We start from the raw sequence: 22450 nt of genomic DNA, 5'->3' as shown, positions 1-22450 counted from the left end.
TCTGTAGCGCCAACATACTCCGATCATTTCACTTAACAGGATAGAACAATGACCAAAGTTATCGATTACTATCATTTTCTCCTCTCACCCTGGAGTTATCTCGGCATAAAACATTTCAACAGCGTCGTTGCCAAACACGGTGCCATCGTGAATTACAAACCCATATCTGTTATGGACACCTTTGATAATATGGGTGGCACGCACCCGAGCAAACGGCATCCATCACGCATAAAGCACAGAATGATCGAATTAAAACGCTGGTCCAAACATTTGGATATCCCCATGAATTTTGAACCCGCCTTTTGGCCCGCTGATCAAACCCTTGCCGCACAAATGGTTTACGCAATTCAGGAAGCTGGTGGAAATGCCGGACCTTTCAGTGACGCAATTCTAACAGCCGTATGGGCACAGGATAGAAATATCGCTGATGAAAACACGTTGGCAGATATTGCCCGTGAATGTGGGTTTGCTTCCGACACCCTCATGGCCCAAGCAAAAAGTGATGCTATGGCTCAGACTTATAGCAAAACGACTCAAGAAGCCCATGAGAGAGATGTCTTTGGGTCTCCGACCTATATCTATAACGGTGAAAATTTCTGGGGTCAGGATCGTATAGATTTTTTGGATAAGGCCCTGTCAGAATAACAACCTTGCAGACGAACTAATTACAGGCATAACGCATTAATGGTGAAAGATAAGTATAATGTCTTTCACCATTCCACTATACACCTCTCACGCTTCAAGCTTTGCCACGCCGGAACATTGCTGAAAAATCAGCAGGACGTACCGCCCCTAGTAACAGTGATAACAACCCATAGACAATCAGTCCGGCGCCAATCAGCGCTGAAAGCGCGGCTACTTTCTCATAAAGCTCACCATCGAACCACGGACGCAACCAACGCATTCCCGACCATAAAACACCGCCCATGACCACCGATGAGGCCAGTATCTTTGGCAGCCTGGAAATAAACCGCCCATCAAGGGTCAAATGGTCCTTACGCACCAGCACAATCCAGAGCATCAAAACATTCACCCAGGATGAAATAGCCGTCGCCAAAGCAATTCCAACATATTGAATGAACTGAAAAAGTATCAAGCTAAGGGCTATATTTATAATAATAGATACCAGCGCCAAACGGAACGGTGTTACGGTGTCTTCTCGCGCATAAAAAGCAGGTTGCAAGATTTTTACAAGCACATAAGCCGGAAGCCCCGCCGCATAAGCCATAAGAGCAATCGCCGTTGCATCGCTTGTTTCACGGCTAAACAATCCACGTTCGAACAACGTCACAACAATAGGCCAAGGTATGATAATCAAGGCAATGGTTGCAGGGAGCGTTAGCAACAAAGCCATTTCCATCCCCCGGTTCATACTATTCATAGCCCCTTGCTGATCATCGGCTTTTAATTTTCGCGCCAATTCCGGCAAAAGAACGACACCAAAGGCAATGCCAATCATCCCCAATGGCAGTTGGTAAACACGCTCGGCGTAATAAAGAAAAGAAACGCCAGCTTCCTGAAAGGTCGAAATCATCGTACCGATAACAACGTTAATCTGCATTGCACCGGCAGAAAGAACACCGGGAACCATACGTCGCGTCAATGTCTTTACATCGCTCGACATCCTCGGCAACCGCATTCTCATATTCAAACCAGCCCGCTTCAGTGCAATATATAACAAAAGCATCTGACCAAACCCTGCAGTTGCCACGGTCCAAGCCATAGCTTGGCCCGGATCAGGTACCCGCGGAACAATAAGAACCAAAGTAATAATAAAAAATACATTGAGTAGAATAGGTGCAGCAGCAGCAGCAGCAAAACGACCTAACGAGTTCAACATACCTGAGAACAGTGCAACAATGACCATAAAAAACAGATAAGGAAAGGTGATCATATTAAGCTGTTCAGCGTAGGTCAGCTTTGAGATAAACTCACCGGGGATTGCAAGCGCTTGATCAAGTCCCTCTGGCTTAAGATTGATAGCTTCTTGTGTTGAAATTTTTAGTGCCCAGTCTTCAAAACCTGGTGCAAGCGCATAGGTAACCCAGGGCATTGATACCATAGCCCCAAAGGTCAACAACAACATAAATGTAAACATTACAGCGTGCGTTTGTTCAGCGAATGTCTGGGCAGCACCCTGACCTTCGGCCTCGACCTTTCCGGCATACAAAGGGACAAAAGCAGCATTAAAAGCCCCTTCTGCAAACAAGCGACGGAATAAATTCGGGAGCCTAAAGGCAACAAAGAAGGCATCAGCAATCGGTCCAGCACCCAAGAACGCGGCGACAAGAATATCGCGCACAAACCCAAGGATACGGCTCAACCCGGTAAAACCGCTTACTGTTGCTAGATTACGAACCAAAGACATTCAGATACTCCGCTTAAAACTCACAAAGGGAGTTTCTCGTCTTTACCAAAACTTCCCCCCAAGTCAGCACCCTTTGTAGAGGATGCCTATGTGTTTTGGAAGAAAATGATTTAACAAGGAAATGAACCTTTGTCCTGTAACAACTGTGAAAAGGGGGTAAGCGCAAACTTCGTTTTAATTGAACGTTAATCCAGAAGCGGCGTTCCAAAGCCAATATCAATATAATCTCGCTGTCTGACCTTATTATAATACAGTTGTTTGTCATCTCTTTGATGCCATTCAATCTTTTCAATAACATCATCAATAAAGACTAGGAAATGATAATCACCCTTATCAGACGAAAGCGGATATCCGACAGATTCAGAAACATGGACCAAACCTGATTCGTAGTACCCTTCTAAAATTACCCTCATACCACAGGGAAAAGAAGCGACTTTGTACAATTCATTATAGGCATCCGATTTTCGATCTTTCCCAACAAACTCGACATAATCGCGTCCTGTCGGGTCAAACCCCAGCCGATCCGCAATCCCCGTACCAGCAAGCCTGAGGATCGATTTTCCTGGAGTACTCAAATCATGCATTAAAATGTGTGATAAAATATTTTTAATCGCCGCTGGATTGAAATCACTTTTCCTTGGCACTGTTTGACCATTGGAATATTTCAGCTCCCACCAGTAATCATGCAAGCGCTGACAACGAGGGCTGGTAAAACTCAGTGATGAAACAGACTTCATAAACATAATCCACAGAAAAACTAACTTCTGTAACAGAGTTTACCCTACAGAGAGTTAATCAAGCATTGAGCACTTCCAGCAACTTCTTCTGGATATTTTTAACCTTTTGCTCAGAGGAAACCTTATCACCTAACGCAGATTGGACATAGAAAACATCAACAGCGCGAACGCCATACGTCGCAATTCTGGCCGAATGGACCAATAACCCCAGCTTGGTAAGTGCTTGTGTCAGAAAGTAAAGAAGTCCCGGGCGGTCCTGCCCATTGATCTCCAAAACCGTGTAGCTTTCACTCGCTTTGTTATCAACCAGAACACGCGGTTTAACCTTCAGTGCCTTGTGTACTCTGCTCGGCAATCTGGTCGGCAGGTTTTTAAGCAACTTTGCGACCTTTAATTCACCCGTCAAAGATTTTTCAATGGCTGTTTCCAGTTTTGCAAGTCGCTCAGGATCATTAATCACCGCCTTGGTCTGTGCATCGGCAATATAAAAGCTATCCAAAGCCATCCCGTTTTTCAGGGTATGAATGGTTGCCCCTTCAATCGATGCTCCCGATACAGCCAACGCGCCCGCAACCCGGCTAAATAGACCGGGGTGATCAGCCGCATAAATCGTGACTTCAGTGATCTGACGATAAGTATCAACCCGTACTTCGGATGTGTAATACGATTTATCAGTCTCGGCCTTGCGAATTAGCTCTGCACGACGCTTTTGCGTTTCTGTATCTGTTGAAATCCAATAGGAAACAGTTCCAAGTTCTAGATGTTTTGCAACATCCTGTGCGGGCCAGTGTGACAATTCTTTTGTCAGAACTTCCCAGGCAACCTGAATTCTGCGCTCTTGACCTTCGGCAGCCAGCCCCCCAGAAAGAAGCTCTTCCGTACGCCAATAGAGATCACGCAGCAAAGCAGCTTTCCATGCATTCCAGACATTAGGTCCAACCGCCCGAATATCTGCGACAGTCAAGACCAGCAACAGTCTCAAACGTTCAGGAGATTGAACAATTTCGGAAAAATCCTGAATAGTTTTGGGATCATCAATATCCCTAGAGAAAGCTGTCTCACTCATGGTCAGGTGATAGCGAATCAGCCATGAAACCGTCTCGGTTTCTTCGGGTGTTAGTCCCATACGAGGGCAAATTCTCTGTGCTATTTTAGCCCCTTCAATGGAATGATCCCCGGGTCGTCCCTTGGCTATATCGTGCAGGAACACGGCAACATACAGCACCTTGCGTGACAGAATTTTGTGAACGACCTCACTGGCAATTGGTGCTTCTTTTTTGAGTGTTCCCTTTTCAATCTGATGCAAAATACCCACGGCAAACAAAGTATGTTCATCTACGGTATAGTGATGGTACATATTGAACTGCATCAAGGCGACGACACGTCCAAAATCAGGCACAAAGCGACCTAAAACACCGGACTCATTTAATCGACGCAATGCTTTTTCCGGATCTTTGGGCGAGGTCAGAATATTCAGAAACAAACGGCTGGCAGCTTCGTCCTGACGGACTCCTCTTTTAATAAATCGCAAGGATTGGGTAATTTTGCGTAGTGCTGCGGGATGTATATCTAAATCGTGCTTTTGTGCCACATGGAATATGCGTAACATTTCCACAGGATTCACTGCGATAGAATCATCCTTGTGAAAAGTCAGGCGATCACCCTCCAAACGAAACTTTTCGATAGAACGTTTACGCTTAAGGAAAGGAAGAGGAAGACGGAAACCCGATCTACGATTGTGTTCAGCTTCCAGAGTTGCACAGAAAATACGTGTTAGACCTCCAACCTCTTTTGCGACGATAAAGTAATGCTTCATCATCCTCTCAACGCCTTTGGTTCCAGCGTGATCAGTATAGTGCATCCAGTCTGCCAAATCGCGCTGCACATCAAATGTCAAACGCTCTTCAGGTCTATTGGTCAGATAATGTAGTGCGCAACGCAAAGACCATAAGAATGCCTGTGCCTTAGCAAATTGCCGAACCTCCTGCCGCGTGAAAATCCCCCGTTCAACCAAGCTAGAGATATCATCAACCTGATAGATAAATTTGGCAATCCAGAACAGGGTGTGCAGATCTCTCAACCCGCCTTTACCTTCTTTGATATTTGGCTCCAGCGTATAACGAGATCCGCCTACCTTTTTGTGGCGCTCACTCCGTTCGTTGAGCTTTTGTTCAATAAATTCTGCCCCGTGGCCAGAACGGACAACACGGTCATAAGTTTTTCTCAGTTTGGTATAAAGTGCATCATCCCCACAGAGATAGCGAGCCTCAAGAATGGCTGTATTAATCGTTAGATCAGAGAGTGAACTCCGAATGCATTCTTTCACACTTCGAACCGAATGACCGACCTTGAAATTGAGATCCCATAGAAAATAGAGCATGGCCTCAACCACTTGCTCTGTTCTCGGCACACTTTTGTATGGCAGCAGAAACAATAAATCGACATCAGATTGGGGTGCCAGTTCTCCCCTGCCATAGCCGCCCACAGCAACAACAGTAAAGGTCTCACCTTTAGAGCGCGACCCAATAGGATACAGTTCTTCATCAACAAATTTGAAAACGAGTTTCAGAATTTGATCGACCAGAAAACAGTTCGCGCGCACAACCATTGTTCCAGAAGATTTTTTATCAAACCGCCGGCGAACTTCCGCATGTCCCTCTTGCAAAGCGTCACGTAAAAGCGCGAGCACCTTGTTGCGTTTAATCTGCCCCTTATCATCTGCGGCACAAATTTCAGCAATCGCAGCTTCAATCTTCGAAGCAGGAAAAATAGCGACCTTGTTCTTTACGTCCTGATGATATGCATAGTCGAGAGATGTTATCGGCATGCCGTCCTGCTTCTTAAAACGTGTATCGATTTTCTAGACTCGTAAAGGCTTAGTCTTCACTGGTAGCTTTGAGTTCATACAGCAAGTCCAGAGCTTGCCGCGGTGTTAGATCATCCACATTCACTTCACTTAAGCGTTGATCAACCACAGAACCACCTTGATTGATTTCAACTTCTGCAGTTGTTGTTGGTAAACTCGCAAATAATGGAAGATCTTCGGCAAGGTGAGTCAGATTCCCTGCTTGTCCATCTTTTTCCAAAGTCTCCAGAACTTGCTCGGCACGGGTTACCGCTGCAACAGGAAGACCCGCCAATTTTGCCACATGAATACCATAGGAACGATCAGCAGTCCCATTTGTAACTTCGTGCAGAAAAACCACTTCGCCCTTCCATTCCTTAACCCTCATGGAATGGCAGGAAAGCGATTTCAGCTTCGATGTTAAGCTGGTCAGTTCGTGGTAATGGGTTGCAAACAAGGCACGGGATTTATTGGTCTCGTGAAGATGTTCAACACAGGCCCACGCAATAGAAAGGCCATCATATGTCGCTGTACCGCGCCCGATCTCATCCAGAATAACCAGCGACCGTTCCGTCGATTGATTGAGAATGACGGCTGTTTCCACCATCTCGACCATAAAGGTAGATCGCCCACGAGCCAGATCATCCGCAGCTCCAACGCGACTGAACAACCTATCGATAGATCCTATATGTGCAGCTTCCGCCGGTACAAAAGATCCCATCTGAGCCAAAACGGCAATCAAGGCATTCTGCCGAAGGAAGGTGGATTTACCAGCCATGTTAGGTCCGGTAATTAACCACAAACGTTGTTGATCTTCCAGCGTACAGTTATTCGCGACAAAGGGGCCTTCGGATGTTTTAGACAAGGCAGCTTCCACAACAGGATGGCGTCCGCCAATAACGTCAAACGCCAAGCTTCCGTCAACTTTGGGACGGTTCCAGCGTTCGCTAACCGCCAGTTCTGCCAAGGCCGCGTTGACGTCCAATTCCGCAAGGGTGCGCGCCGCCAAAGCAATCTCATCAGCTTGTTGTACAACCTTGGCAACCAGATCACCATAGAGTTCCAACTCTATAGCCAAAGCCTTGCCCGCTGCCCCTGAAATTTTTTGCTCAAGATCAGAAAGTTCGACTGTCGTAAAGCGCATGGCAGAAGCAAGGGTCTGACGATGAATAAATTCTGATTCAACATCGGTATTAACTTTAGATGCGTTTGTCGGACTGACTTCGATGAAATAACCAAGAACGTTGTTGTGTTTGACCTTCAGGCTATTAACACCGGTAACCTCAGCATACCGTGCCTGAAGACCGGCAATAAGTTTACGACTGTCATCACGCAGTTGCTTGTACTCATCCAAATCAGGCGAAAAACCTGAAGCGATAAAGCCGCCATCTCGTGCGAGCAAAGGTAAATCGTCCAACAAAGCACGTTGGAGCACATCACAAAGTTCTTGGTGATCGCCCAAATTCTCAATACAATTTTTAATACCTTCTGGAAGGCTATCCCGTTGTATGCCCCCCAGCATTGCCTTTAATTTTCTGGCTTCATACAACGCATCCCGGATACCGGCGACATCACGTGGACCCCCACGTCCAACGGTTAGGCGGGACAAACCGCGTTCAATATCCGGACACTGGCGCAAGCTTGCGCGCAAATCTTGGCGAAGTCCGTCTTCCTCAACAAACCATGACACCATGTTCAGGCGATGATAAATAGCTTCGGGCTGCGTTAAAGGTGCCGCAATTCGGGATCCCAGCAATCTAGCACCAGCACCTGTGACCGTTCGATCAATAGTTGCAAGCAGACTGCCCTTGCGTCCCCCCGTCAAAGCCTGGGTTAATTCCAGATTACGTCGGGTTGCCGCATCAATTTCCATAACCGCATCGCTGCGAACCCGCTTCGGAGACGACAAACGGGGAAGTTTTCCCTTTTGAGTGAGTTCTACATAATCAAGCAAAGAGCCTGAAGCAGCTACTTCAGCACGAGAAAACTCTCCAAAAGCATCAAGTGCCTTGATCGAGAATACATTTTCCAAACGACGGCGCGCATTTTCACTGTCAAATCTCGATGATGGCAGCGGTGATAAAACAGACCGCCATTCACTAACCACATCAGCAAGCTCTTCTCGCAAGAACAACCGCTCTGGCAATAAAAGTTCACCGGGATTAAGCCGTGCCAAAGCCGCTAGAAGAACACCGTTTATGTTCTTTTCAGAAACTTCCAACGGTTGAGTATAGAAATCGCCAGTGGACATATCCAACCAGGAAAGACCATAATCGCCAGCTGCATCGGTTAGAGCTGCTAGATAGTTATGACTCCGCGCATCAAGCAGTTCATCTTCCGTAATCGTTCCCGGTGTGACCAAGCGGACAACACCCCGTTTCACAACAGATTTTGCACCGCGCTTTTTTGCTTCAGCCGGATTTTCCATTTGCTCGCAAATCGCAACCTTAAAGCCCTTGCGAATCAAACGTGATAAATAACCCTCTGCCGCATGAAAAGGAACACCACACATGGGGATATCATCTCCCTTGTGGTGACCTCTCTTGGTCAGAGTAATATCCAGAGCTTCTGAAGCTTGTACTGCATCGTCAAAGAAAAGTTCGTAAAAATCACCCATACGGTAAAACAACAAAGAATCCGGATGATCTTCTTTAATCTCAAGATATTGCGCCATCATTGGCGTCACTTTGTCAGCAGGTTTGGCTTTTGATGCAACTTTTCCTGATGATATTGGTTGATCCGGTGTCGATTGATCCGTTTTTTTGCTTTCTGCACGACCAGTGGGCACAGAGTTTGAAGTTTCTTCGTTTTGGTCGCAATGTGTGGTCGTTGTTATTTCAGTCACAGAAAAGCAATACTCTAAAAAAGTGAAACAGGGTGGGGAAAGTAGCACACTCACCTTGCAGAGCAAAGAATGCTTACCTTATTTTAACGTTTAAAATTTCAGAGCCGTTAATACGTTAGTTTGCTTGCTTCTTAATACTTAGATCAGTGCGCTTTGGAGGGAAGATCAAGGTTACTTTTGTCCCCTTATCAAACTTACTTTCCAGAATAAGCTCGCCTTCGTGCAATTCCATCAAGGTTTTAGAGAGAGGAAGTCCCAGCCCTGTACCTTCATGTTGCCTTGTCAGATGACTGTCCACCTGGATAAACGGCTTAAGAACTTCCTGAACTTTTTCTTCTGGAATACCAATACCGTTATCTTCGACAGAAATGACAATTTGTGTTTTCTCATTCAACCAAGCCGAAAGCAAAATCTCCCCGCCCTCAGGGGTAAATTTCACTGCATTACTAAGTAGATTCAATAACAACTGGCGTAATCGGGTATTATCCCCAAGCAGATAGGGGCAATCAGGACTAATATCGGATTTAAGCGTTATATGGTTTCGCTCTGCACGATTATTTACGATCTTCAGACAAGCCGATGCCGCTTCGTTGATATCGACAACCTCTTCTACCAGGTTTAATTCACCCGCTTCGATTTTTGACATGTCGAGAATGTCATTGATAATTTCCAATAATAGCGAACCACTACTGTAGATATCTTCTGCGTAAGCCTTATAGCGGGGCTCATGAATCTTTCCCAGCATCTCGTACTTGATCATTTCCGAAAAACCGATAATCGCATTCAAAGGCGTCCGAAGTTCATGGCTCATGTTCGCCAAGAAATATGTCTTTGCCCGGTTTGCAGCTTCCAGACCCTGCACATAAATAAGCTGCTGTTTTTCATGCTGTTCCAGCTTATCAATCATTCGGTTATACCCTTCGATGAGATCACCAACCTCATCTTCGGATTTAACCGGAATTTTGTGGCGAAGCTCTTTTTTATCAAAGGAAGAAAAACCCTGTCCCAAATCCTGAATTGGTTTGATCAGGTAGCGTCGGGTTGCAAAGAAAAGAACACCGGAAAGGCCAAAAACCAGCAAGATACCTTCGGGAATTTCTTCTACGAAACTATCCCAAAGTTTGGTGGATATATCCGTGTAGGCAACAACAAGGATAAATTTGCCAATTTTACGATTAACGAAAGGATCCTCGTAGACAATATCCAACGTATAACTTCTGTGAGATTGAAGAATTTTATCCGCGACTTCTTTCTTCGCAATCAGGTTGTCTTTTTCATCGTAAACTTCGGCACTGTAAACTTCAGAAAACTCGACAAGGCTACCAAGGTGGGATTCAATTGCTTCCAGATCAAAGTTCCAAAGATACCCTGAAACAACGTTTGCTTGTGTTTTAGCCAGATTCTCCCATTGTGCGGAGACCATAGTCTGTTCTTCTTCAAAATCCAGATAGCTATCCACAAAGGATTCAACCATCGAAGCTATAAAGACAGCAGGTACAATAAAATAGAGTAATTTAGCATTAATTGATTTCGCAGATTTAAACATAGACAAAACCCGCCAAACAACCCCGTTTTCCGGTTAAATTTCCAGATAAACGATCACATAGATTTAATGTAACATATTCTGTTACTTCTGTTATTTCTATTACTGGGGCTTTATGCCGCCGTGTCAGAGTCTGCATAGATATCCCGCGCCAACGCTAAGTAATATATCAACAAAGATTAAAAACATTCTTCTACACACACTCAACAGAAGATCTTCTTAACCATAAGACAGAATTACTTAACTCTCTCTTATCGAATAAGCGATTTCATTAGTTCTTTTACCCTTAATTCGCGTCAGAGAAAACAATTCCCCTGCATGTTGCGTAATTAACCTGCATATCGCTAATTTAATTAGTTCAAAGGTGATATTTTTGGACATTTTTGAACAATTCCTCTTCCCATTGGCTTTTTTGCAATGCAGTATAACCTCAAGAACTGCCAAACAGGTTTGTTTCATATCAAAAGAAGACCAAAATCACCCTGACGACGACACTTATTTATTTTAATAGCGGAGAGCAGACTCGTGCCTAAGCACAATTCCCGAACCACCGACGCAGATGCGCTGGACTTTCATGCCTCGGGACGTCCCGGAAAACTAGAAATCAAAGCAACGAAACCCCTGACAACACAACGAGATCTGTCCCTCGCTTATTCTCCTGGTGTTGCTGTGCCCTGCCTGGAAATTGCGAAAGATCCTGCCGCGGCCTACGACTACACAGCCAAAGGAAACCTTGTTGCGGTTATATCAAACGGTACAGCCGTTTTAGGCCTTGGTAACCTCGGTGCACTTGGCTCAAAGCCAGTGATGGAAGGGAAGGCGGTTCTCTTCAAACGTTTCGCAGATGTTGATGGTATTGATCTGGAAGTTGATACAGAAAACGTTGACGAATTCGTCAACTGCGTTCGTTTTTTAGGAAAAACTTTTGGCGGGATTAATTTAGAAGATATCAAAGCCCCGGAATGTTTTATCATTGAACAACGGCTTCAGGAACTCTTGGACATCCCCGTTTTCCATGACGATCAGCACGGCACAGCTATCATTGCCGCTGCAGGTTTGCTAAGTGCTATTGATATCACCGGGAAAGATCTGAAGAAAATCAAAATGGTGGTGAATGGTGCCGGATCCGCAGGTATTGCCTGTACCGAGCTCGTCAAAGCGCTCGGCGTTCCCCACGAAAATATCCTGCTTTGTGATACAAAAGGCGTAATTTACCAAGGACGTGAAGCGGGGATGAATCAGTGGAAATCCGCCCACGCTGTGCCAACAGATGATCGCACGCTCGAAGATGCCATGAGCAACGCAGATGTGGTTTTTGGTCTTTCAGTCAAAGGTGCCTTTTCCCCTGAAATGATTAAAAGCATGGCACCAAACCCAATCATCTTTGCAATGGCAAACCCGGATCCTGAAATCACCCCCGAAGATGTTGCCCAAGTCCGAGATGATGCGATTGTTGCGACTGGTCGTTCCGACTATCCAAATCAGGTTAACAACGTTCTTGGCTTTCCATATATCTTCCGCGGAGCACTTGATGTCCGCGCATCCAGTATCAACATGGAAATGAAAGTGGCTGCAGCAAAAGCATTGGCTGAATTAGCACGGGAAGATGTGCCAGATGAAGTCGGCAAGGCTTATGCCGGCAGACAGCTAAAATACGGACGAGATTATATTATTCCGGCTCCGTTTGATCCACGCCTTGTTGCAGTTATCCCGCGGGCCGTTGCAGAAGCCGCAATGGAAAGTGGTGTTGCCGGTAAAAATATCGAAGATCTTGATGCCTATGAGCGTGAACTCTCTGCTCGTTTAGACCCGGCAGCAACAACCTTTATGCGCATAGCACAAAAGGTACGCAGTAATCCCAAACGCGTTGTTTTTGCCGAAGGCGAGGAAGAATCAGCCATTCGCGCTGCAGTGACCTATTATAATTCAGGATATGGGACACCGTTATTGGTTGGACGCGAAGAAACCATCAAAAATACGATGCAGCGACTGGGCATCAGTGGAGATTTTATTGAAATTCACAATGCCAGTATTTCCGAACACCGGGAACGCTATACTGATTACGTGTACAACCGTTTGCAACGCAAAGGAAAACTCTATCGCGATTGCCAACGTATGGTTAATCAAAACAGAAATATCTTTGCCTCCTGTCTTGTTACAGACGGTATCGCAGATGCCATGGTCACAGGTCTGACCCGTAGCTTTGCTGTCTCTCTTGATGATGCAATGCGGGCTATCAATTGCAAACCGGGCAAACGTGCCATGGGTATGTCGATGATGATCATTAATGGCAAAGCGATCTTCGTCGCCGATACATCTGTGAACGAAGTTCCGACATCTGAACAGCTGGCTGACATTGCCGTTCAGGCAGCTTCTCACGTTCAGGCAATGGGCTACGAACCACGTGTTGCCTTTTTGAGCTTCTCAAACTTTGGTAATCCAACCCGTGAAACAACTACACGGATCAGACGTGCGGTTTCTGTTCTTGATACGATGAATGTCAGTTTTGAATACGAAGGCGAAATGCAAGCCAACCTCGCATTGGATTTTGACCTTCAACAAAGACTGTTCCCTTTTTCACGCCTGACAGGACCCGCAAATATTTTGATCATGCCCGCGCTTCATTCCGCAAATATTACAACCAAGCTGATTCAAAAAGCTGGTGGCAGTACGGCGGTTATTGGTCCGATGTTGGTAGGGTTGGAAAAACCGGTACAGATTGTTCCCATGGGCGCAACGGTAACCGACCTGGTGACCATGGCAGCGCTTGGCGCTTATGAATCAATTACAAATGAGATGGAAGAACCTTTTCTCTGATTTGAAAAACTGAACATATTTGTTACGGTTTTGTGAAATACACAGTGACTTCTGGATTTGTACATACAGAAGTCACTGTTTTACAACGATTTTCATAACCGTCTTCAAACTGTCATGAAGGCAAGCTAAGTATAGCGGAAATAATTGCGTATTTTTACGCCTTACTTGCTAACACAATCGGGTCAACATGCCAGTTCGTCAGGACAAATATAATCGACTATTTACGTCGTCTCTCATTTTATCGTCACCGGCTATTGCCGTTCTGTTTGCACTCGTCATCCTCCATTTAATTGTATGGCAGGCCGCGCTGATCTCCGGCTTGGTCATTCTGATCGGAACAGGCTATATCCTCAGTAGTCACTACAATCATGTCGAACGGTTAAAGGAATACATTACTGCTCTGCGCCAACTCAAAGGACGGGATTCTTTACCTGAAGCTCCCTCAGCGGTCGGTAGTTTCCTCTATCCGGAACTTAACCTGACCTTGTCTCGTATGGCTCAGGAAAGGCAGCAGTATAGGCGTCAATTAGAAGACGTAACTGATGGCAATGAAGCCATTCTTCGTTCTTTGCCAGATCCCCTGATCATGTTGGGCAACAAAAGAAAAATTATCCGCGGCAACCCCGCGGCTGAAACAATCTTTGAAGACAAACTCGCAGACAAAGAGCTCTCTACTGTTCTACGTAATCCTTCCATCCTCAATACGATTGACGAGCTGGAAAAGAGTCAAAAAGATCTTTCCAAGTTTGTGGACTTTAAAATCCACGGCCGGGTAGAACGCTATCTTCAGGCCCGTATTGCGCGGATGCCGGAACAGACATGGGACGGTACAAAGATCATTATCAGCCTTCACGATTTGACATCAGCTAAACGCGTTGAACAAATGCGAGGGGATTTTGTTGCCAATGTCAGTCACGAACTCAAAACGCCGCTGGCCAGCTTGATGGGCTTTATTGAAACCCTCAAAGGTCCGGCCAAAGACGACCCTGACGCACAGCAAAAATTCCTCAAGATCATGCAGGATCAATCAGAACGTATGTCACGCCTCGTATCTGATCTGCTATCCCTGTCTAAAATCGAGTTGCTTGAGCACACACCACCAACAAGTGTGACTGATCTAAGTGAGGCCATGACCACAATTATCGAGGGTCTGCACACACAGATTGAAAGTAAAAATATTACCATACGACGGGATATGGACGATGTTATCCCTGTTCTTGGTGATACAGAAGCACTGACACAGGTATTCCAGAACCTTCTTGAAAACGCTGTTAAATACGGACACCAAGGCACAACAGTAACAATTCGTTGCAAATCTTATGGTCCCGGTAGCCAGGGGATGAGACGCCTTGGCCGCCCATCCGTGGCCATATCCATCATTGACCAAGGCGACGGCATTCCACGCGAACATATTCCGCGTCTGACGGAACGCTTTTACCGTGTCGACGCGGCAAGATCTCGTGAACTCGGTGGCACGGGTCTTGGCCTTGCCATCGTCAAGCATATCGTCAATCGGCACCGTGGCGTTCTGACAATCGACAGTGAAGTCGGACGAGGTTCAACCTTCACAGTTTACTTACCACAGGCCGCAATTACAGATGATCAGTCCAAACGAATTGATGTGACTGAAGTCAATTTCTAGACGTTGTTAGCTTTTTGTAAATTTCGAGCTATTTAACAAAACCTTCAAAAAAGAGATCTCAGCATTTTCGCGAAATTTCTTTTTTACACTACGATTTTTATTAATAAAAATCAGATAGTTAATAAAATTATCTCGAAATTTATCAAACTTTTTTTCTTCTGCCTAAGTAATAAAACTGTCACAGTAGAGTCACAGAACTATAGCTCTAGCCCGATATGTTTTGCCTCGCCGAATGATCGGCAACGCATATTATCCCAGTGACAGTAAAAACAGTTCACACCGAGGGGATCCTGGAAAACCGGGATATGCGTATCTTGAGATTTATTAACGCTATATAGCGGAGACATGAACGTGATTAAAAAAGTTCTCACTGCGACAGCACTAGCTGGAATGATGATGGCAGTAGCTGGCGCTGCTCAAGCACGCGACCAGATCCGCATCGTCGGCTCTTCTACAGTTTTCCCATTCTCAACAACAGTTGCTGAAACATTCGGTAAAACAACCGGTTTCAAAACACCTGTTGTCGAAAGCACCGGTTCTGGCGGTGGCATGAAGCTTTTCTGTGCTGGTGTTGGCGTTGAACACCCTGATATCACAAACGCTTCTCGTCGTATCAAGGCCTCTGAGTATGAAAAATGCACCAAAAATGGTGTTTCCATCACTGAAGTTAAAATTGGCTTTGACGGTATCGTACTTGCAAACTCTAAACAGAGTGACCGCCTGACCCTTACCAAAAAACAAATCTTCATGGCGCTTGCCAAGCAAGTTCCAGTAGACGGTAAGCTGATTGACAATCCATATCAGAAATGGAGCGATATTGATTCAAGTCTGCCAAACAGTAAAATCGAAGTTCTTGGCCCACCACCAACATCCGGTACACGTGATGCTTTTGTTGAGTTGGCTATGGAAGGCGGCGCAAAGAAATTTGACCAACTGAAAGCCCTTCGTAAAAGTGACAAAAAAGCCTTTAAAGCAATTGCTCACACACTCCGTGAAGACGGTGCCTATGTTGAAGCTGGCGAGAATGACAATCTGATCATTCAAAAACTTGAAGCAAACCCACAGGCTCTTGGTATTTTTGGTTTCAGTTTCCTTGACCAGAATGCTGACAAGATCCAGGGATCAATTGTTGAAGGTGCTGAGCCAACATTCGAGAACATCGCTGCTGGTGATTACGGCGTGTCCCGTTCCCTGTACTTCTACGTGAAAAAAGAGCATGTAGGTTCTGTACCTGGCATCCAAGAATTCGTGAACGCTTTCACAAACGAAGATGCTTGGGGTGACGAAGGTTACCTTGCTGACAAAGGTCTGATCCCGCTTCCTGCGGCTGATCGTGAGCAGGTTAAAAACTCTGCGCGTGGTCTTCAATCTTTGAGCATGTAAGCTTATAAAGACTAACCTGGAAAACTGGCGACTTATGATCAAGTCGCCAGTTTCTGGTAAGTTCAGTTTAAAATAAAAGTGGGTTCCCTTTCGGGTATATAATCAAATGGAACAGTTGGCTCTTTTCTTCGCTTTGCTTTTCCTCACAGTACTGGGTTTCATCCTGGGAAAAGGGCGGGCAGTAGCGTTATCTGGTCATTCAGATCAGCCTCTGCATTCTAGACTACCCTACTATGGCCTTTACACCGCTTTGTGGTGTGGCCTTCCCAGCCTTCTCATTATGGCTGGCTGGATGATCTTTGAGCCACAAATAGCAGAAATGCTTGTCGCCTCACAGTTAAGAGACAGCGATGCCTCGATAACACCGGATCAGCTAACACTTTACATTAATGATGTTGTCAATCTGGCCTCTGGCGGTATTTTGAGCCGCGAACCCGATGCAGCTTTGTTATCAGCAGCAGATAATTATTCACTCTTTAGACAAATCAGCTATTTTGCCATGGCAGTGGTTGCCATTGCTTTTTCTTTACTTGCTTTGTTTACAAGCCTTAAAAAAATCAACCCCGCTCTTAGAGCAAGAAATCAGGTAGAAAAAGTCGTCTCAATCATTATGATGATTTCATCTCTGATTGCCATTCTGACGACAGTTGGCATTGTCTTCTCTCTGATCTTCGAAACACTTCGCTTTTTCGACAAAGTTCCCTTCTTTGATTTTCTTTTCGGTACACACTGGAGTCCGCAAACAGCGCTCCGTAGTGATCAAGTTGGTGGATCCGGATCATTCGGGGCTATCCCGCTTTTTGCCGGAACCATGCTGATTACCTTCATTTGTATGGTTGTCGCTATTCCGGTTGGCCTATTATCGGCGATTTACATGTCTGAATATGCCGGAAAAAAATTCAGAGCATTTGCAAAACCTGTCCTCGAAGTTTTGGCCGGTATCCCAACAGTTGTCTATGGTTTCTTCGCTGCTTTGACCGTAGCTCCTTTCTTCCGCGAAAGCGGGACACTTCTTGGGTTAAGTGTTTCCTCTGAATCTGCCTTGGCCGCCGGTATGGTTATGGGCATTATGATTATTCCTTTCATCTCGTCACTTTCAGATGATGTCATGAATTCCGTTCCCCAGTCTCTCAGGGATGCATCCTATGCAATGGGCGCAACAAAATCCGAAACCATTACAAAGGTGATTATCCCGGCTGCTCTTCCAGGTATTGTCGGTGCTGTATTACTGGCAATGAGCCGCGCCATCGGCGAGACAATGATTGTCGTGATGGCTGCTGGCCTTGCAGCTAATCTGACTGCCAATCCTCTGGAAGCTGTTACCACCGTTACCGTACAAATTGTGACTCTTCTCGTAGGTGATCAGGAATTTGATTCGGCGAAGACACTTGCCGCCTTTGCTCTTGGATTACTGCTCTTTGTTGTCACCCTTGTTATGAACGTAGTGGCCCTAAAAGTGGTCCGTAAATATCGTGAAAAATATGACTGATAACACGCCACCTCTCAAAATAAATCCCACCTTGCTCAAGCGGCGTAACGCAGCTGAGAAACGTTTCCGTTTTTATGGGTTGGCTGCTGTCATGACGGCGGTGCTGGTGCTTTGTCTTCTGCTGACCTCTATTATTTCCAAAGGTTATACAGCTTTTCAGCAAACCTATATTCTGGTCGATATTCGTCTTGATGCAGAAAGCATTGATCCAAAAGGCACCAAACGGGTCGAAGATCTTGCTGCAGCCAGTTACAAAGGGCTACTGCGTAATGCCTTGAGAGAACAGTTTCCCGGGATTGAAGGGCGCAAAGCCAAACGATCCCTCTATGGACTTGTCGGGTCCGCTGCCGACTTCGATGTCCGTGATGCCGTACTAGACAATCCGAAACTGGTTGGTACGACAGCGACGATTGCCGTTAAGTCGTCTGATGACGTGGATAGCTTTTACAAAGGTTATATTCCGCGTGATGTTCCGGAAAGTAATCGCAAAATCAAAGACCGCGAACTCGCATGGCTTGATACCCTTGCCGCGGATGATCGCATCGTGAAAAAGTTCAATGTTGATTTTTTCACAAATGGCGATTCAAGAGAGCCAGAAGAAGCCGGTATCCTGGGTGCTGTAGTCGGGTCTTTGTATACGCTGGCTATCACGCTGGCACTGTGTTTCCCTATTGGTGTTCTGACCGCGATCTATCTTGAAGAATTCGCCCCAACAAACAAGTGGACAGACTTGATCGAGGTAAACATCAACAACTTAGCTGCTGTTCCTTCCATCGTCTTTGGACTGCTCGGTCTCGCGATCTTCCTGAACTTCATGGGGTTACCGAGATCTGCACCGATTGTTGGCGGTATGGTTCTCGCCCTGATGACCTTGCCAACAATTATTATTGCATCCCGGGCTGCCCTTAAAGCTGTCCCACCCTCCATTCGCGAGGCAGCCTTGGGCATCGGTGCCTCTAGAATGCAAACTGTTTTCCATCATGTGCTTCCCCTTGCCATGCCAGGTATCCTAACTGGAACTATTCTGGGCATGGCACAAGCACTTGGTGAAACCGCCCCGCTTTTGATGATTGGTATGGTTGCTTTTATCGCAGACATTCCAGGATCAATGAGCGATGCGGCTACTGTCCTTCCTGTACAGATTTACCTTTGGGCAGATAGCCCAGAACGTGGATTTGTCGAAAAAACATCAGCAGCCATCATGATACTGCTGGCCTTTCTCGTCGTCATGAACGCAATCGCAGTTATTCTGCGGAAACGCTTTGAGCGTCGTTGGTAAGCAAGGAATAATAGGAATGTCCTACGCTATGGATATGCAAAATTATACAACCCAATCTGAAACCGCTACCTCCGAGCCAAAAATTACGGCGCGCGATGTAAATGTTTTCTACGGCGCAAGCCAAGCGCTGAAATCTATACAGCTGGATATAGGTGCCAACGAGGTTACATCCCTGATCGGCCCGTCCGGGTGTGGTAAATCAACCTTCTTGCGCTGTCTCAATCGCATGAATGATGTGATCGAAAATTGCACCGTCGAAGGACGGATAAGCCTGGACGGTGTTGATCTTTACAATTCCGGTCTGGATCCTGTGCTCCTTCGTGCACGCGTCGGGATGGTTTTCCAAAAACCAAATCCTTTCCCCAAGTCCATTTTTGACAACATTGCCTATGGCCCCCGTCTTCACGGAACTGTAAGCAACAAGGATGAGCTGGATGAACGTGTGGAAAAAAGCCTGCGCCGCGCGGGCTTGTGGGAGGAAGTCAAAGACCGTTTGGACAAGCCGGGAACAGGCCTTTCCGGTGGACAACAACAACGTCTTTGCATCGCCCGCGCCATTGCGATCAATCCGGAAGTTATCCTGATGGATGAACCCTGCTCAGCTTTGGATCCGATTGCCACGGCAAAGATTGAAGAATTAATTGATGAGTTAAGAGAACGCTTTACAATCGTTATCGTCACCCACTCTATGCAACAAGCCGCCCGTGTCTCACAAAGAACAGCATTCTTCCATCTGGGAGAACTGGTTGAGGTTGGAGAAACAGATCGTCTCTTCACCAGCCCGCAAGATGACCGTACTCAGGGTTACATTACGGGAAGATTCGGGTAAGGAAGATGAATATGCCAGATACCAAAGATCATATTGTCAGCTCGTTTGACAAAGAACTCCGTACCATCCACGAGATTATAATCCGTATGGGCGGTATGGCAGAAAACCAGCTTTCCGATGCTGTCGATGCGCTGGTTCAACGAGACAGTGCAAAAGCTGAACTTGTTCGTAAAGAAGACGCCAAGATCGACGCACTGGAAGAAGAATTGGAAGCTGCTGTCATTCAGTTGATTGCTTTGCGCCAACCCGTCGCTAACGATCTGCGTGCTGTTATTGCTGCCTTTAAAATTTCATCTGATCTTGAACGCATCGGTGATTACGCAAAAAACATTGCAAAGCGCAGTATCGCAATCAACCAGATGCCGCCGCAAAAATCGGTTACCAGCATTATGCGCATGTCCCGTCTGGTACAGGAAATCGTCAAGGATACTCTCGACGCCTTTTCCAACAGCGACAAGGATCGTGCCATAGATGTGTGGCACCGGGATGAAGAAGTTGATGAGATGTACACTTCTTTGTTTCGTGAACTTCTGACCTACATGATGGAAGATCCACGAAACATCGGTGCGTGCACACATATGCTTTTTATCGCAAAAAACATCGAACGCATGGGTGATCATGCAACAAATATCGCCGAAACTATCTATTATTTGGCAACCGGCGAACGTTTAGAAGGTAAACGCCCCAAAGGGGACCGTACCGCTTTTCAAATCCTTACCCCCGATGACGGGGAAGGCGAAGTAGAAATTTAATGTAATGGAAAAAAAGGATCTTTCCATGAAACCTTTGGCATTGGTCATTGAAGACGAAATCGCACTGACAACGTTGTTACGCTACAACCTTGAAAAGGAAGGATTTCGCGTCAATGAAGCACATGATGGCGAAGAAGCCCTTCTGCGTGCAAAAGAAGAAGCCCCGGATCTAATTCTCCTGGATTGGATGCTCCCGCTTCTCTCAGGCATCGAGGTTTGCCGTCAGCTACGTCGTCTGCCGGAAACCAAAGATGTTCCTATCATCATGTTAACGGCACGCGGTGAAGAAACAGATAAAATCAGAGGCCTGGATTCAGGCGCTGATGATTACATGACGAAGCCGTTTTCACCTGCTGAATTGGTCGCCCGTATCCGTGCCATCATGCGCCGAAGCAAACCGGAAACCGTGACCGAAGCACTTACCTTTGAAGACATCAATATGGATCTGGCTGCCTACAAGGTCTATCGCGGTGATCGCGAAGTTCACTTGGGCCCAACCGAATTCAAACTGCTACGTCATCTGATGCAAAACCCTGGTCGTGTCTTTAGTCGCGAACAGTTACTTGATTCAGTCTGGGGGCATGACGTGTACGTTGAACCTCGTACAGTAGATGTTCATATCAGACGCCTGCGCAAAGTTCTTAACGAAGGCACAGAACAGGATTTGATACGTACTGTCCGTTCTGCGGGGTATGCTTTGGATCGCGCCAAAGCCGCATAAATATCTGAATTTATATACAAAATTTTGCTACTGAAGGCCACGGTTTCCGCGGCCTTTTTTAGTTCAATTACTCTTTGTTTTGACTGTGGGTATTACCAATAGTTTTTTAGAATTTGAAATGTTTCACTAATCTCTGCCCATAAAGGTTAAGGAAACTCACATGAAGTCAAAACAGACAGCTATCTTGGCCATTGGTTTTCTGATGATTGTTGCAATTGCCGGGTACTTTTTTACACGACAGGATACAGGTAAAAGTATCCCCCTCAGCGAGCTCGCTGTTCCCGAGAAACCGTTACGAAGCCTCTTTGATACTCCCGATGTTATGGTTGTTGAAGCACGTGAATATCCGTGGAGTGCTTTGGGTCGCCTTAATATTGCCGGACGTCACTTTTGTAATGCCGTTGCTGTGAGTGCCGACAAAATCCTCACCCCGGCATCTTGCCTTTACAATAAGGTAGAGGGTAAGTGGTTCAACAACAGTGAGATGTCATATGTAGGGGCCTATCAGCAGGACAATGCTGACTTAAACGCAAAGATCAGTAGCTTTGACATTGCCGAAGGCTATGACCCCAATAACAAAACTCTGGCATCAATTACAAAAGACTGGGCTCTGGTTACTCTCTCTACACCAATTGGCAATAAAACGGGTTGGTTGGGGCTGAGTAACGCAAAACACAACCACCAGATTCTTACTGCAGGTTACAGACGTGGATGGGAGCACGCTCTTGTCACCTATCCTTACTGTTCTATTGGATCAGCTAACAATTACTGTCCCAATATTGCCATAGATGGCTTGCTCAACTGGTTTGCCCTTAACAAAAACCAGCTCGTCCTCTCCCCACCCTCAGGTATTGATGGCATTCAAGACAATTGGTCTTTATCCTCGGACGGGCAAGGTCCTTCAGAAACAACGATTACAGCCATTCCGGTCGACACTATTGGACGCCTATTAAAATCTCATGATTATCTGAGCAGTTCAAAGCTGTCACAAGAAAACCTGAAACAGGCTTTGGTTAAAGCTGAGGAGGAAGGCGTGATCTCACAGACCGATAGCATTGGCATTGAAACTTTTTATGAATTAATCAAAAGCCTGAATGCTATACATGCCGCCAAGACACCAGCATCCTGATCGTTACATATTTTCATGGGCATAAGACAACCGCTTGCGGTACGCTGAGAAAGCGGTCTCAAGTGACACAA

15 protein-coding genes are annotated in these 22450 nt (G+C 46.0%); 10 read left to right on the top strand and 5 right to left on the bottom strand.

The annotated features are described in order from the left end of the window. Positions 1–48 precede the first annotated feature (48 nt). Positions 49–645, top strand: coding sequence for a 2-hydroxychromene-2-carboxylate isomerase (locus WH96_RS10895; RefSeq protein WP_047764149.1), 597 nt, complete (start codon positions 49–51; stop codon positions 643–645). Between the two features lie 94 nt (positions 646–739). On the opposite strand, the gene murJ is transcribed toward WH96_RS10895, so the two are convergent. The 5 genes from murJ to WH96_RS21345 all read right to left on the bottom strand — a co-directional run bounded on the left by murJ (position 740) and on the right by WH96_RS21345 (position 10341). Next, on the bottom strand, positions 740–2368 hold the full coding sequence (gene murJ, locus WH96_RS10890; RefSeq protein ID WP_047764148.1) for a murein biosynthesis integral membrane protein MurJ: 1629 nt from the start codon (positions 2366–2368) through the stop codon (positions 740–742). Positions 2369–2553: 185 nt separating this feature from the next. Then, a complete protein-coding gene (locus WH96_RS10885; protein WP_162200146.1) occupies positions 2554–3105 on the bottom strand; it encodes a PAS domain-containing protein in 552 nt (183 codons plus the stop codon). A gap of 58 nt (positions 3106–3163) precedes the next feature. Continuing rightward, positions 3164–5932 carry a [protein-PII] uridylyltransferase gene (locus WH96_RS10880; RefSeq protein ID WP_047764146.1) on the bottom strand — a complete coding sequence of 923 codons (2769 nt, stop codon included), beginning with the start codon at positions 5930–5932 and terminating at the stop codon, positions 3164–3166. Positions 5933–5981: 49 nt separating this feature from the next. Next, positions 5982–8627, bottom strand: coding sequence for a DNA mismatch repair protein MutS (gene mutS, locus WH96_RS10875; protein ID WP_047764289.1), 2646 nt, complete (start codon positions 8625–8627; stop codon positions 5982–5984). Positions 8628–8910: 283 nt separating this feature from the next. After that, complete coding sequence (locus WH96_RS21345; protein WP_053005841.1) at positions 8911–10341, bottom strand: sensor histidine kinase; 1431 nt, start codon at positions 10339–10341, stop codon at positions 8911–8913. A 522-nt stretch (positions 10342–10863) separates the two neighbouring features. Between WH96_RS21345 and WH96_RS10860 the strand changes: the two genes are divergently transcribed. From WH96_RS10860 to WH96_RS10820, 9 genes are all read left to right on the top strand, one after another. Beyond that, entirely contained in the window at positions 10864–13155 is a 2292-nt protein-coding gene (locus WH96_RS10860; protein ID WP_047764144.1) for an NADP-dependent malic enzyme, read from the top strand. A 187-nt stretch (positions 13156–13342) separates the two neighbouring features. Then, positions 13343–14797, top strand: a complete 1455-nt coding sequence (locus WH96_RS10855) for an ATP-binding protein (protein WP_047764143.1) — start codon at positions 13343–13345, stop codon at positions 14795–14797. Between the two features lie 345 nt (positions 14798–15142). Further along, positions 15143–16180, top strand: a complete 1038-nt coding sequence (locus tag WH96_RS10850; RefSeq protein ID WP_082130432.1) for a PstS family phosphate ABC transporter substrate-binding protein — start codon at positions 15143–15145, stop codon at positions 16178–16180. 106 nt (positions 16181–16286) lie between these two features. Then, positions 16287–17669 (top strand): phosphate ABC transporter permease subunit PstC, encoded by a 1383-nt coding sequence (pstC, locus tag WH96_RS10845; RefSeq protein WP_047764142.1) that lies wholly within the window; start codon positions 16287–16289, stop codon positions 17667–17669. Further along, positions 17662–18948: a phosphate ABC transporter permease PstA gene (gene pstA, locus WH96_RS10840; RefSeq protein WP_082130431.1), complete on the top strand. Its 1287-nt coding sequence runs from the start codon at positions 17662–17664 to the stop codon at positions 18946–18948. Before pstC ends, pstA begins: the two co-directional genes overlap by 8 nt. 28 nt (positions 18949–18976) lie before the next feature. Then, positions 18977–19777: a phosphate ABC transporter ATP-binding protein PstB gene (gene pstB / locus WH96_RS10835; RefSeq protein WP_047764286.1), complete on the top strand. Its 801-nt coding sequence runs from the start codon at positions 18977–18979 to the stop codon at positions 19775–19777. An 11-nt stretch (positions 19778–19788) separates the two neighbouring features. After that, positions 19789–20529 (top strand): phosphate signaling complex protein PhoU, encoded by a 741-nt coding sequence (phoU, locus tag WH96_RS10830; RefSeq protein ID WP_047764140.1) that lies wholly within the window; start codon positions 19789–19791, stop codon positions 20527–20529. A gap of 4 nt (positions 20530–20533) precedes the next feature. Next, a complete protein-coding gene (phoB, locus tag WH96_RS10825; protein ID WP_082130429.1) occupies positions 20534–21250 on the top strand; it encodes a phosphate regulon transcriptional regulator PhoB in 717 nt (238 codons plus the stop codon). A 160-nt stretch (positions 21251–21410) separates the two neighbouring features. After that, positions 21411–22379, top strand: a complete 969-nt coding sequence (locus WH96_RS10820) for a trypsin-like serine peptidase (protein WP_047764139.1) — start codon at positions 21411–21413, stop codon at positions 22377–22379. The last annotated feature ends 71 nt before the right edge of the window (positions 22380–22450 follow it).

The sequence above is a fragment of the Kiloniella spongiae genome (assembly GCF_001026905.1).
In the GTDB taxonomy this organism is placed as follows: domain Bacteria; phylum Pseudomonadota; class Alphaproteobacteria; order Kiloniellales; family Kiloniellaceae; genus Kiloniella; species Kiloniella spongiae.
The sequence above is the reverse complement of the archived record's forward strand: the minus strand, read 5'-3'. Positions and strand labels throughout refer to the sequence as shown.